Origin of the sequence: Flavobacterium selenitireducens, assembly GCF_014748335.1 — a bacterium.
In the GTDB taxonomy this organism is placed as follows: domain Bacteria; phylum Bacteroidota; class Bacteroidia; order Flavobacteriales; family Flavobacteriaceae; genus Flavobacterium; species Flavobacterium selenitireducens.
In genome coordinates this window covers 422,446-436,195 of sequence record NZ_JAAVIY010000003.1, presented here as the reverse complement: position 1 = coordinate 436,195, position 13,750 = coordinate 422,446, and the positions used below count along the sequence as shown (strand labels likewise).

11 protein-coding genes are annotated in these 13,750 nt (G+C 49.2%); 4 read left to right on the top strand and 7 right to left on the bottom strand.

The features are described from left to right. On the bottom strand, window positions 1–4,048 hold a 4,048-nt coding region (locus HC229_RS07790), incomplete at its 3' end, for a choice-of-anchor L domain-containing protein (protein ID WP_191019898.1). A gap of 146 nt (window positions 4,049–4,194) precedes the next feature. Between HC229_RS07790 and HC229_RS07785 the strand changes: the two genes are divergently transcribed. After that, on the top strand, window positions 4,195–5,088 hold the full coding sequence (locus tag HC229_RS07785; RefSeq protein ID WP_191019897.1) for a NifU family protein: 894 nt from the start codon (window positions 4,195–4,197) through the stop codon (window positions 5,086–5,088). Window positions 5,089–5,296: 208 nt separating this feature from the next. Here HC229_RS07785 and HC229_RS07780 read toward each other — a convergent pair whose 3' ends face one another. Both HC229_RS07780 and HC229_RS07775 read right to left on the bottom strand, forming a co-directional pair. Beyond that, on the bottom strand, window positions 5,297–5,509 hold the full coding sequence (locus tag HC229_RS07780) for a hypothetical protein (RefSeq protein WP_191019896.1): 213 nt from the start codon (window positions 5,507–5,509) through the stop codon (window positions 5,297–5,299). Beyond that, window positions 5,506–5,706, bottom strand: coding sequence for a nuclear transport factor 2 family protein (locus tag HC229_RS07775; RefSeq protein WP_191019895.1), 201 nt, complete (start codon window positions 5,704–5,706; stop codon window positions 5,506–5,508). The genes HC229_RS07780 and HC229_RS07775 overlap by 4 nt, the downstream gene beginning before the upstream one ends. Before the next feature lie 158 nt (window positions 5,707–5,864). Between HC229_RS07775 and HC229_RS07770 the strand changes: the two genes are divergently transcribed. From HC229_RS07770 to HC229_RS07760, 3 genes are read left to right on the top strand one after another with little or no spacing between them, the layout of a single operon-like run. Then, the gene (locus HC229_RS07770) at window positions 5,865–7,919 is read left to right on the top strand and encodes a thioredoxin domain-containing protein (RefSeq protein WP_223845553.1); all 2,055 of its coding nucleotides are present in this window, start codon (window positions 5,865–5,867) and stop codon (window positions 7,917–7,919) included. A gap of 52 nt (window positions 7,920–7,971) precedes the next feature. Further along, window positions 7,972–8,232, top strand: a complete 261-nt coding sequence (locus HC229_RS07765; RefSeq protein WP_191019894.1) for a hypothetical protein — start codon at window positions 7,972–7,974, stop codon at window positions 8,230–8,232. Between the two features lie 56 nt (window positions 8,233–8,288). Next, window positions 8,289–9,143, top strand: a complete 855-nt coding sequence (locus HC229_RS07760) for a mechanosensitive ion channel family protein (RefSeq protein ID WP_191019893.1) — start codon at window positions 8,289–8,291, stop codon at window positions 9,141–9,143. Here the strand turns inward: HC229_RS07760 and tsaB are convergent, their stop codons facing one another. From tsaB to HC229_RS07740, 4 genes are all read right to left on the bottom strand, one after another. After that, a complete protein-coding gene (gene tsaB, locus HC229_RS07755; protein ID WP_191019892.1) occupies window positions 9,144–9,806 on the bottom strand; it encodes a tRNA (adenosine(37)-N6)-threonylcarbamoyltransferase complex dimerization subunit type 1 TsaB in 663 nt (220 codons plus the stop codon). Beyond that, window positions 9,806–11,107 carry an efflux RND transporter periplasmic adaptor subunit gene (locus HC229_RS07750; protein ID WP_191019891.1) on the bottom strand — a complete coding sequence of 434 codons (1,302 nt, stop codon included), beginning with the start codon at window positions 11,105–11,107 and terminating at the stop codon, window positions 9,806–9,808. Before HC229_RS07750 ends, tsaB begins: the two co-directional genes overlap by 1 nt. A 2-nt stretch (window positions 11,108–11,109) precedes the next feature. After that, the gene (locus HC229_RS07745; RefSeq protein ID WP_191019890.1) at window positions 11,110–12,549 is read right to left on the bottom strand and encodes a TolC family protein; all 1,440 of its coding nucleotides are present in this window, start codon (window positions 12,547–12,549) and stop codon (window positions 11,110–11,112) included. Window positions 12,550–12,623: 74 nt separating this feature from the next. After that, window positions 12,624–13,739: an efflux RND transporter periplasmic adaptor subunit gene (locus HC229_RS07740; RefSeq protein WP_191019889.1), complete on the bottom strand. Its 1,116-nt coding sequence runs from the start codon at window positions 13,737–13,739 to the stop codon at window positions 12,624–12,626. Window positions 13,740–13,750 lie beyond the last annotated feature (11 nt).

The window sequence follows — 13,750 nt, the reverse complement described above, 5'->3', positions numbered from 1 at the left end:
TCACCTGCGTGGCCGTGATGGCCGTGTTCGGTGCGATGGTCGCGCCCGAGCCGTCGGCGGCCGTATTGTAGTACTGGCCCGTTGGAAGCGCCGGAAGCGTGTAGCTATCGCAGGCCGTCACGTCGGCAACCGTTGGAGCGGCTGGCAGCGCTATCAAATGAAGCGTAAAAAACGTTGTCTCAAATATAGTAGGATCGGTAACGGTTTCCATGCGAACGAAAACCTGTTGCCCGTCTGTGCCTGACAGTAAAACGGAAGGGTCTATTGCGCCCGTATCACCATCGGCATCAGCCTGTGAAAGGTGAACGGTAATCGTGTAATCTGCGGCATCGTTAGCGCCCAAAGCAATTGTCGGAACATCGGAAATATCAAAATCTTCGACACCGTCACTATCGATATCGCACAAGTACATATCGTCCGGAGTGACAGGATCGCCGCATGGATAGGTTTGGATCACAAAAGACCTCACGCCGCGGCATCCGGTACCTTCGTTTTCTTCCACTCCAGCGAAAATCGTTTCGCCGTTCACCGCCGTATAGCTCGTCGGGTTATCGATAGGCTGCCAGTTGTCAAGCGCATCCTGCTGAGAGTGGAAATAATCCACAAAATGATCCATAGGGCTCAATCCGTTAAGGATTTCGGCGTTCATCAACGTCAAATTCGCAGGCTGACCTTCGCAAACCAAAAACTCGGTCGGGTTGCCCAAAGCCATGTCCGGTTTGAATTCGACGGTAATACTATCAGTTTGCTGGCAACTTCCGCCTACGGTAACGATTACGGAGTAGATTCCCGCTTCGGTAACATCCAATGCGTAATTGGTAGCAGTCGGAATCAACAAATCATTCAAATACCAAGCATAGGTAGCTCCCGCGATGGCAGAAGACCCAGCCTGCAAATGGAAAACATCTCCGGGACATCCTGCAGCATCTCCGACAAGATCAGGGAACGTGGAATTGTTAGGATCGAAAACATTGGTTTGCCCAACGTTGAAACTTCCGCCTTCGAGGAAAACCGCTGAATTCACTCCGTTATCCCTAAAATCACCTATGACCAATTTTATGCGATATGGCGTATTCGGAACGACTGTCGCCGAGGCGATCATCGGCTTTAACTGTCCTCTGACATTGATTGCGGAAAGAGCCGGATTGGCAGAATTGTGCATGCCATACCAGTTAGCGTTAACCGAAGGGCAATTGCTGTTATACGCGTTATCGCGAACCGTCGTAACCGAAACCGCAGTTGGTGGCGTGACATCCGGAACCAAAGCGATGTTCAACGGTGGCGGATATGGCGCCGGCCCACTGATGTCGGTAAGCAAGAACGCAAAGACATCACCATAATCGCATTGGAAAACTTCATATTCTTCCGATGCGAACAAAAATTTGAAGCTGAACGTATCGGTAAGTGGCGTAAAATCAAATTCTATAAATGCCGCATCAAATATCGGGTCGTTAGGGCCCGGATTCGCATCACTGATAACCTGGAGTTGGTTATCTGTCATGTTGCTTCCCGGCGTGTTGTTTCCGAAATTGTATTGGCCCTGGAATCCCAATGCCGATGCGGTTCCGATAATCACACCGTCCTTAATGGGGAAATTTGAATTGTTCTTATGGAAGTAAGCGATACTGGTTCCGGGACTTCCTTCAGAAAATCCTTGCATGTTGATGTTGCTTACCGTTGCGCAATCGGAATGTATCAAGACGTCATTGACGAGTTCTTCCTCGTCATACGTTGTATAATTGACAGTAACCCATCTGTTCCGTTTTTGGTTGGTATCGGTACAAGTAGGGCAAGCCGGTGTAGGATCAGGCGTTTCGCTGTTCATGAAGAACGTGTTGACAAGCGTCTGGTGCGTGAGATCGTAATTCAGCGGTACGAAAATCGTTACCTGATACGTTACCACTTGTCCTACGGCCAAATTTGGGATTACATTCTGAAGCGGACCCGTGCCCGAAGCGCCATTTCCAGTCCAACTCATTTGTGTGATCTGGTCTGGGAACGGATCGGAAACCTGAACGTTTACCGCGTCACTTGGCCCCAGATTCGTGATGGTAATACTATAAGTAAGTTCTTCGTTTGTCAGATAATCGGCCCGGCTGTCTGACTTGCTGCCGACCAAATCTGCAAATGGTGCGGGAGTGTCCGTATCGACACAGGCGGCGCAATCAGGATTCGGATCGGGCGTTGCGGACGTCACTTCAACTGTGTTGACGAGATTCGTCTCCTGGTCGAAGCCCGAAGGAATTCCGACATTGACTACATAAGTCAACGTCTGTCCGACCGCCAAAGTCGGGAAATTTTCGTTGATTGCTCCCGTTCCTGTTCCGTTAGGCCCCGTCCAGGTGACGTTCCCAGCCGGGATCCCCGCAGGGACCGCATCGGAAACGTTTACATTCGTCGCGGCATCCGGACCATTGTTGGTAATCATAATGGTGTAAGAGGTCGTCGTTCCCGGCGTGAACATCATGCTGGCATCCGAATTTGTTACGACAATGTCTGCACCGGCGGTTGCCTGGGTGTCGGTATCGCTACAGCCCGGACAACCGGGATTCGGGTCTGGCGTAGGTGTCGTGAAGTTCGCCACACTTGTAAGCGGTCCTGTAAAACCAGCCGGAATCGAAAGCGTGATCGTATACGTGACCGTCGTTCCTGCGGCTAGCGTCGCGATCGTGTTGTCCAACGCGACGTTGGTGCCGTTCGATCCGTTGGTTCCGGTCCACGAAAAGTTAGTGATGCCGGCAGGAATAGGGTTCGTTACGTGCACATTCGTCGCGTCAAGCGGACCATTATTGGTTACTGTTACGATATAAGTATTGGTAGAACCAGGAACATAGGTGACGTTATTGTCGGTATTGACCAATACAACGTCGGCACCGAACGTATTGGTGTCAGTATCGATACATTGCGTGCATGCAGGTGTCGGATCTACCGATGTGCTCGTCACGACCGTCTCACTCGTCAGCGGAGCGGTAAGCCCGGCAGGAATGTCAACTGTGATGGTATAAACGACACTCTGCCCAGGGTTTAATGTCGGAATCAGATCGCTTAGCGCAGCACCCGTACCACTTGAAGCATTCGAGCCTACCCAAGAAAAGTTAGCCGCCGGAATTCCCGCGGGAACCGCGTTGTTTACCTGAACGCCGGTTGCGACGCCAGGCCCGTTGTTCAAGACGGTCACGGTGTAAATATTGGTCGTGCCGGAAACATAAGTCGTCTGGCCGTCCGTGTTCGTAATCTCAAGATCGGCCCCGAACCCTTGGGTATCGGTATCCGAACATTGCGGACATCCCGGAACCGGATCAACGGTAGGAGACGTGGCGTTGGCGGTGCTCGTAAGATTCCCGGTGTAACCGGCAGGAACTTGAACGGTTATCGTATAGACTTCCGACTCTCCCGATTCCAGCGACGGAATCGTGTTGTTCAACGCAGCCCCGGTACCCGAAGCGCCGTTTCCGCTCCACGAAAAGTTGGCCGCGGGAATCCCGGCGGGAACCGGATTGGTAACCAATACACTGGCTGCCGTCAACGGGCCGTTGTTGCTTACGGTCAACGTGTACGTCACAGTCGTGCCGGGAACATATTGGGTTTGGTTGTTCGTATTGACCACTTGCACATCCGCGCCGGCAGCCCTGATGTTCGTGTCCGTACACTGTGCGCAGGCAGGATTCGGATCTGGCGTAGAAGAGGTTACCACCGTTTGGCTCACCAACTGCCCAATCAAGGACGCCGGTATTTCGACGAGGATGGTGAACGTTACGGTTTGTCCGACAGCAAGCGTAGGGATTGTACTGTTCAATGGGTCGTTGACACCTGAAGTGTTGTTACTTCCCCACCAGGAAAAGTATTCGATTCCTGTCGGGATGGCGTTCGTCACAACAACGTTCGTCGCCGGGTTCGGCCCCAAATTGGTCACTGTCACGGTATACGTGGTCGTGGTGCCCGGAATGTAGTAATTGGTAAAATCCGAGTTCGTGACAACGATGTCAGCCTGTGAAAAAGCGCTTACGGACAGAAAGAAAAAAAACAGCAGAAGTAATTTTTTTTTCATAGAAATACGGGAATGGAAATAGTTTTAAGAAGAAAAATTCAGAAAACTTTAAGTTGTGTTAATTTTTTTTTAATCTCCAAATATAGAAAAACGCCATTCATATGTTTGTTAAATTTGCAGTGAAATTTAGTAAACAAGCATTTTCAATGAGAATTAACATAAAGCCCACCCAGAATCCCGCGATCGTCAAATTTGAATTCCCTGAATTCATCAGTAGGAGCGGAAATTACGAGTTCAAGAACATCGACGAAACCAAGAACTCTCCCCTAGCCAAGCAGCTCTTTTTCCTTCCGTTCGTCAAGACGGTTTACATATCGGGAAACTTTATCGCCGTCGAGCGATACAGCATCGTAGAATGGTCAGACGTCCAGGAAGAGGTAGCTGAACAAATCCAAAATTATGTTAACAGTGGCCAGCCTGTTCTTTTGGAAGAAGAGCAGCCAAAAAAACAGCCGATCACGGTCTATGGGGAGATCACGCCCAATCCATCCGCGTTGAAGTTCGTCGTAAGCCGCATGCTCACCAAGACCGCCGCAGAGTTCAAGAACATCGACCAGGCGGGTCCATCCCCACTTGCCAAAGAACTGTTCACGTTCCCTTATGTAAAAGAAGTTTTTATCGACGAGAATTACGTTTCGGTGACCAAATACGAAAGCTATTCCTGGGAGGAGGTCACGCTCGAACTGCGCACGTTCATCAAACAATACATTGAAAATGGAGGCACTGCGATCGATGAGACACTTATCGCACAAAGTCCGGAACAGGAAAAACAAAAGATCTCGAATTTTGACAACCTCGATACCACGTCCCAACAAATCATCAACATTCTCGAAGAATATGTAAAGCCGGCAGTCCAGGCAGATGGCGGAAATATTCTCTTCGACTCATTCGATCCCGAAGAAAAACGCGTGAAGGTCGTGCTCCAGGGCGCGTGCAACGGCTGTCCATCGTCCACATTCACGCTCAAAAGCGGCATTGAGAACATGCTCAAGGACATGCTCAAAGACGAGAACATCAAGGTCGAGGCCATCAACGGTTAAAAGTAAAAGCGTCTGTTATAAGCGCTTTTTTTTGCAGCCAATCCAGCTGTCCGCTGCTAGTCCTCGCGCCAGGGCCGCATTTTTTAAGGTTGTCCGGCCGGCTTCCTCCGGTCGCCGCCGGTCGCCCAAAAAATGGGCCCTGCCACTGCGGGCTATCCGCTGCCATCTGGGCTGTGGTCGCCTCGAACCGACATCCGGTAAAAAAACACTACAAGAGCCCGTTTTGGCGCATCAACGCTTCCTGGTCGACCTCGCTTATGTACATCATTATTTTTGGGTTTTCCCCGGCCATATTTAGAACATAATGGATATCGAATGCTATTTCGGTATCAGCCTTTTTTGCGTAGCGGGCCGCCCAACTTACCGTAACCTGGACGAAGTTCGCGCCCACAGGATTTGTTTCGATGTGTTTGACTTTCATTTCGAGCAAACCGTTTTGTGGTTGAATTCGTGCACCTGCTTGAGCCAATCCAGGAACGCATCGTTATTTGCGAACGCTAAGGTTTCGTCTGTAGTGGCAGACACGAAATGTTGGGCATAGAAAGATGAAAGTCGCTTTGCATCGCCCTCTGTCGACGCGATCGAATATTGCTCAAAAAAAGACGCTACGTTCTTCATAATTATGCTATTTGCTGGACAACAAGAAGATACGTCAATTTTTTTGATCCTTGAAAAAACAACGCGATAAAAACGCCTTAACAAAATTGGCAGAAAAACTGTAAGCTTATAGCGCCTCGGCTTCGTATTTTTGCACAGATATAACATATCTTGGAGATATGTTATATCTAGGCCTCAACCGCCAAAATCCCACACCCATGAACGAGCTTTCCCAAGAAACCAGCCCTTACCTCCTCCAACACGCCAACAATCCCGTTCACTGGAAAGCCTGGAACGACAACGCGCTTAGGTCCGCAACTACCCAAAACAAACTCCTCATTATTTCGGTGGGTTATTCCGCCTGTCACTGGTGCCACGTAATGGAGCACGAAACCTTCGAAAACGAGGAGGCGGCTGCGGTTATGAATACGCATTTCGTCAACATTAAAGTTGATCGTGAAGAGCGCCCGGACGTCGACGCAGTTTACATGAAGGCCGTCCAGTTGATGACCCAACGCGGCGGATGGCCCATGAACGTCGTGGCGTTACCGGATGGTCGTCCGGTTTGGGGCGGCACCTATTTTCGAAAAGACGATTGGATGCAGACGCTCGAACACCTGGCCGCGATGTGGCAAAAAGAGCCCGAACGCATGGTCGACTACGCCGAAAAACTACACGCGGGGCTGCAAGCACTCAACATCCTTCCGAACGAAAATCCGGAAAACGCCTTTCCTCCCCAATCCAAACTTGAGACACTGCTCGGCAACTGGTCCAAAAGCTTCGACTGGGAATTCGGAGGCTATCAGAAAGCACCAAAATTCATGCTGCCCAACAACTTCAGGTTTTTGATGCGCTACGGCTTCCAGACCGAAAACCCAGATTTGCTCGACTTCGTCAACCTGACGCTGACCAAAATGGCGATCGGTGGAATTTTCGATACCGTCGGCGGTGGATTTTCACGTTATTCGGTAGATTTCAAATGGCATGTCCCGCATTTCGAAAAGATGCTCTACGACAACGGACAGCTCGTTTCGCTTTACGCCGATGCTTACAAGCTGACAGGAAATCCGCTCTATTCGGAAACGATAGAAAAAACGTTGGCATTCGTCAACCGCGAACTTTCCGGAAGCGACGGCAACTTTTACTCCGCTCTCGACGCCGACAGTAAAAATGCCGACGGAAAATCCAAAGAAGGCGCGTTCTACGTCTGGACGAAATCCGAACTTGAACGCCTGATAGGTGAAGATTTCGCTCTCTTTTCCAAAGTGTTCAACATCGATGACTTTGGGCATTGGGAACACGGGAATTATGTCCTGATACAAAAAAACACCGTCGCGGAACTGTCTGAGATCCACAAAATCCCATTGTCCGAATTGGAATCCAAAAAGAAAAATTGGGAAAACATACTGTTCCTGGAACGCGAAAAAAGAAGCCGCCCGGGTCTCGACGACAAAACGCTGACGTCGTGGAATGCGATAATGCTCAAAGGTTTCGTCGACGCTTATAAAGCCATCGGAGAAAAATCTTATCTGGAAACTGCTCTCAAAACCGCAGAATTTATCCAAACCAAATGTTGGTCGACTCAAGGCAATTTGTGGCATAGTTACAAAGATGGCAAAAGTTCGATCAACGGCTACCTCGAAGATTACGCGTTTACGATCGATGCATTCATTGCGTTGTACGAAGTAACGCTTGAAACCAAATTCCTCTCCCAGGCCAAGCAGCTTTGCGATTACTGTTTTGACCATTTTTACGATGCAGAACAAGGATTTTTCCTGTTCACATCCAATCTTGATACGGCTTTGGTCGCGAGTCATTACGAAATGGAAGACAACGTGATTCCGGCATCGAATTCCGTTATGTGCGAAAACCTTTACCGCCTTTCGATCTACTTCGGCAACCAGCATTACGCGACAAAATGCGAAAATATGTTGGCCCACATCGTGCCCGTGATCGATTACCCGTCGGCATTTTCAAACTGGCTCAACGTGTTTTTGAACTTTTCGGATAAACAGCGCGAACTCGCCATCTGTTCGGAAAGCGCTTTGGCGGACGTCCCCGAAATCAATTCCCGTTACCTGCCGCACGTCACGATCGCCGGGACTTCGGTTCCGTCGAATCTGCCGTTTATGGAAAATCGGTTTTCACCCGGACGAAATTTGTACTACATCTGCCGCAACCAAAGTTGCCAATTGCCTGAAACCGACTTGGAATCCCTGCTAAAAAATTTGTAATCAAGGGCTTGTAATTTCGTAACTTCGTCTACAACCACTAAAATTAAAGACGATGGGACTAGGAAATTTTTTCAGGAAATTATTTGGCGGGAGCCCGGAAAACGAAAATGAACCGCCACCGATAGCATCCGCCCCGGACGCCGTCAAGGACGCTTCGGATTATTATGCACCACAACCGGAAATCCTGTCGGAAACCAGCGAGCCTATCGTCGAAAAGACAAGCGCTTTCGCCCATGATACCGATGACGGGATCGAAGACATCCGCAAAAGCGACCGGGAAAGCGACATTCGATTCGAAGAAGCGGCAGATTAACGTCAAACATGCCATAAATTGACCTCTCGATACGGGAGGTTTTTTATTTTTGTGGCATGGAAAACATCGTAACCGCCGAAGAAAAGGAAATCACCTCTGAACTTTACTCGTTGGGCGACTATGCCCACCAGCTCGTCACCTGGATCATCGAATACACGCCGCGGCTGATATCAGCCCTGATCATCCTGTTTATCGGGCTTTGGGTAGTCCGGCTGCTGAATCGCCTGATCAAACGCATCATGATCAAGCGCGAACTCGACCCAACGTTGTCGAAATTTCTCGCCGACATCTTGCTTTGGGCGATGCGCATTCTTTTGGGTGTGACCGTAATTTCGCGCCTTGGCATCGAGACCTCTTCTTTCGTGGCGATTTTGGGCGCAATGGGATTGGCCGTCGGACTTTCGCTCCAAGGCTCGCTTTCGAATTTTGCCGGCGGCATGCTCATCATCATGTTCAAGCCGTTCCGCGTCGGGGATTCGATCGAGGCGCAGGGCGTTTCCGGCACGGTTTCCGAAATCCAGATTTTCGTCACCAAACTTATTACCGGAAATAACCAAACGATTTTTGTTCCGAACGGCGCCTTGTCCAACGGCACGATCATCAATTACTCTATGGAAGGATTGAGGCGAGGCGACCTTACGTTCACGGTTTCCTACGACACGAACATCAAGCAGGTTCGTGAAATCCTGTTGGAAGTCCTCAGAAAAAACAAAAAAGTGTTGCAACAGCCGGAACCTGCCATTGTGGTTCGCGACCTCACGGATCACGCCATTAACATAGCGGTGCGTCCGTGGGCGATGAACGCCGACTTTGGCGACATGGTTGCTGAAGTGCTTGAAGAAGGCAAGGAAGCGTTTGAAATGGAGGGAATTTCGATACAGCCGTTCATGAAGGAACGATCGGTTCAATAATTACTTCCCGCCTACCATGAAGTCCTTTAGGTAAAATGGCTCAAAGTAGGCTACATCTTCAAACTCCGATTTTTCGAATTTTGAGTAGCTCAACGCCGACATTGCATTCGCGGACGGATACATAATGTCGTCCAAAAAAATGAAATTCCCTGAAGTGAGAAACGGCTTGCATTTTTCATTTGAATCGCCTACGAAATAGGCCTTTTCCGAAATATCCGAGAAGGAATTTTCGTCGATTATCTGGGCTTCCGTCTTTCTTATTTCGGACAGGTCGGAAGAAAAGACAGCGCTGTAAACTTCCATTCTTCTCGCATCGATCATCGGAATGATGACGCCGTCTGAAACCATCGCCTGAGCCGCGAGAACTTTAAGCGTGTCAACCGAAACCAACGGAATTCCCAACGCGAAACACAATCCTTTCGCCGCCGAAACACCGATGCGCAAACCTGTGTAAGAACCTGGGCCGCGGCTTACGGCAATCGCGTCGAGCTGCTTGTAAGAGTGTTGCGTTTCAGAAAGTATCCCGTCGATAAATACGTGCAGTTTCTCGGCATGGGCGTAACCTTCTCCCGCAATTTCCCTGCACAATAACGTTTTTCCGTTTTCCGATAAGGCCACCGAACAGTTCCTGGTCGCCGTTTCAATATTCAGAATCAACGCCATTAACTTTTCTTCTTTTTTGCGTCAGGATCGTTGGTTTTCACCTTGTCTCCGGTCACAAGATCTTTCGTTACGACATTATACGGGCCGGTGATGACGATGTCGCCTTTCTTAAGCCCTGACAACACTTCTATATTGGTGTCGTCCTGAATTCCGGTTTTGATCACGCGCAATTTCGCCTTGTCGCCGTCTTTGACGAACACGCATTCAAATTTCTTTTCCGTTTTGGCTTTTTTGAGAGCCTCATCGGTATTCTTTTCCTCGACCTTGAACGTTTTTTTGGCGGTAGTGTCGGTTTTCACGACGACGGAACTGATCGGAACGGCATTGACGCCCACGCGCTTTTTCGTAATGATGTCGACCGTCGCCGTCATTCCAGGTCGGAACGGTGAATAGTTCGATGGTTTTCCCTCTATCAAATCCTGATACGATTCTTTCACAATGCGGACTTTCACCTTGAAATTTGTTACCTGATCGGCGGTTGTCGTGGCGCTTGCGGAGTTCGAAATACTTGTCACGACGCCTTTGAATTGCTTTTTCAGATAAGCATCTACTTCCACGTTGGCCGAATCGCCTACGCTGATCTTGACGATGTCGTTCTCGTTCACATCGACTTCCACCTCCATATTGTTCAGGTTGGCTACGCGAAGCAATTCGGTTCCCGTCATTTGTTGGGTTCCGAGGACGCGCTCACCAAGCTCCACACCGAGAACCGAAATCGTCCCGTCGGCAGGCGAATAGATGTTCGTACGACCCAAATTGTCGCGTGCTTCGTTTACGGTAGCGGCCGCACTCTGCACATTAAAATATGCCGATTGCTTGTTGGCTTTGGCAACCGCGAACGCAGAAATCGCCTTATCCCAATCGGACTTTGAAATGATGCCTTTGTCGAAAAGCGTTTTGTTTCGGTCGTAATTGGCTTTGGCTTCGGCAAATTGAGCATCCGCCTGGCTCAGTCCGGCTTTGGTACCGGAAAGGTTCGAAACGGTCCTGTTCAATCCGGAAGTATACAAATCTGGATTGATCTTGACCAGAAGCTGGCCTTTCTTTACGATTTGGCCTTCTTTTATCGGAAGTTCGATAATCTCGCCCGAGACTTCGGACGAAATCTTGACCTCGACTTCCGGCTGGACTTTTCCGGTTGCCGAAACAGTCTCGACGATGGTCATTTCTTCGACTTTGGCGGTTTCTACTTCTGTCCCTTCATTTTTGTCGCCAATAGCGCCCGATTTGGAAAGGGCTATCAAGATAATGATCAGGATTACGACTCCACCGAGGAGAAAATACATCGTTTTTTTAGACATGGCTATTCAGTTATGTTGATTGGGATCCCGAAGTAGAATTCTACCACTTTGACCCTGAAAATGTAATCGAATTTTGCACGGACCGCATCAGACTGCGAATTCACGTATAATGTTTGCGCCTGGTTCAAATCGAAGGAATTCATCATGCCCACGTTGTAACGCTCCTGTGCATAATTGAACGCCAATTCGCGAGCCTCGACCGCCACCAAAGCGGCTTCATAAGCCTGAAGCGCATTTTTGGCATCGACGAAAGCCTGATAAACGTTTCGCTCGAGGTCAAGTTCCGCTTGGGAAAATGCAATTTTGGAACGCTCAAGCGCTACTTTGGAACGCTCTACGTTATTCCTCGCCGCAAATCCGTTTAGGATCGGGATACTGAGTTGCAGTCCGAAATTGTGCCCTTTGTTTTCGCTGAACTGGTCAAAGATCGGCTCATATTTCCCTAAAACAGGAATAAAATTTTGCTGGACGACGTTTTGCCCTGTTCCTTCCACCGTACCGATCACACTCGTCGGATTATCGGGATCTTGGATGCCACCGATCACGCGGTCGGTATAAGCAGCACGCGTACTGAAACTGTAATATCCTTGCAGGTTCGGTTGCAACGCACCTTGGGAAATTTTGACGTCACGCTCGGCGACGAGCAAATTCGTGCGCGCGATCTTGATCTCGTTGCGGGCTTCTTTGGCCTTATCGAAAATCGCTTCCGGCGTTTGCAGCATCACTGGGCTTTCCGACACTTCGTAGTCGTTGTCGGCAACGTCAAAATCCTTAAAATCGTCGAGTTGGAGCAATTGCGCAAGGCTCAACTTCGAAATCATCAAAAGGTTTTCCGCATCCACGACCGCTTTTTGGCTGGTAGCGACAGTGGCACGCATATCGGCCAGATCGCCTCTCGGCACAGATCCCGCGTTGACCATTTCCTGGGTGCGCGTCATCAAGCGTTCGTTATTGGCAAGTTGCTGCTTTTGTACTTTGAGGTTTTCCTTGTTGAATAGGATCTGGAGAAACGCATTGGCAACGTTAAGCGAAATATCGTCCCTCATTTTGTCAAGCCTGTATTGGGACGCGATGATCGACAATTTGGAACGCCTCAACTGGTTTTGGTTCTGCAACCCTTTGTAGATATCGATCCCGGCATTGATGCCCGCCGAGGTAAACTGAGTCGTTTGATTTTCGAGCAAACCCGTGGTGATGTTCTGGTTCAAACCGATGTTCCAGCTGTGGTTGGCGTTGGCGTTTAGCGAAGGAAGGAATGCACCTATCGCATCTTTTTTATCGATGGCGGAAAGTTGCAGGTCGAGTTCGCTCTGCTTGATCTGGATATTGTTCTTGAGCGCATATTCCACACACTCCTTCAACGTCCATTTCTTTCCCTGCTGTGCAAAGGAGACGCTTACCGAAACCAGCAAAAGCGCAACGATTAAATTTATTTTTCTCATGGCTAGGAAATGAAGCACAGCTTTGGGCTGCACAAATTTATGATTTTTTGATTAATGATTGACCCTAGATTTGATTACTGTTGGCCGGGAGCCTTTTCAAGGCCTTGATTCCACACCTTGATTTTGTCGTCTTTGGTGATCCCGCTTTTTACCTGGACATAAATTCCGTCGCTTACGCCGAGTTCTACATTGCGTTTTTCGAATTTCTGGGCGGAAGTTTCGACTTCGACAAACGATTTTTTCGTCTTTTCGTCAAATTGAACCAGCGACTCCTTGATGGCGAGCGAATTCTCCGCTTTGTCGAGGATGATCGACGCATTTGCCGAAAGCCCGGCGCGGATAAAGGTGGTATCGCGGTTCTTCAACGCTCCTTTGATCTCGAACTGGATCGCCCCGTTTTCGGTTTTTCCCTTAGGCGCGATATAGTTGAGCACGGCGTCGAATTTCTTGTTTTCGATGGCGCCAACCGTAATTTCTATCGGAAGGTTTTCTTTTACCTTTCCAACTTCGGATTCATCGAGTTTCCCTACGAAAATCATCCGATCGGTATCGGCCAAAGTCGCAATTGTCGTTCCTTCGTTGAAATTGTTCGCTTCGATGACCTGGTTCCCGACCTTTACCGGAACGTCGAGAATCTTTCCGTTCACCGTCGAGCGGATCATCGTGTTGGCATAACTTCCCAAACCGGAAGTAGTTCCCGTCTTCACGATATCAAGCCCTTGCTTCGCAGCTCCGTAAGTTTGCTTGGCCTGCATCCACGCGGTTTCGACAAGTTGGAATTCGTTTGCGGAAATGACGCCTTTGTCAAAGAGCACTTTTTGTCGTTTGTAAATCCTTTCCTGGTTGTCGAGCTCGATTTTAGCGGCCACGACCTGGTTCTGCGAACTGCTGAGGCTCGAAACATTAGCGACAACCCGGATCTGAGCGATAGGATCGCCGGCCTTGATATTGTCCCCGGCTTTGATGAATACTTTTTCGATGATGCCCGAAATGTTCGGCTTGATGAGGACTTCCTCGTCCGGCACGATATTTCCGGTCGCTATCGTCGTTTTAGTGATGGTCTTGATTTCCGGCTTTTCTGTCTGGAATACGACCGGAGATTCCTGGTTTTTGGCGTACAGATAATACAATGCCCCGACGAACACGATGGCGATGAACACTAAAATGGCAACGGTTACTCCTTTTCTCATTGTCTGTTTAT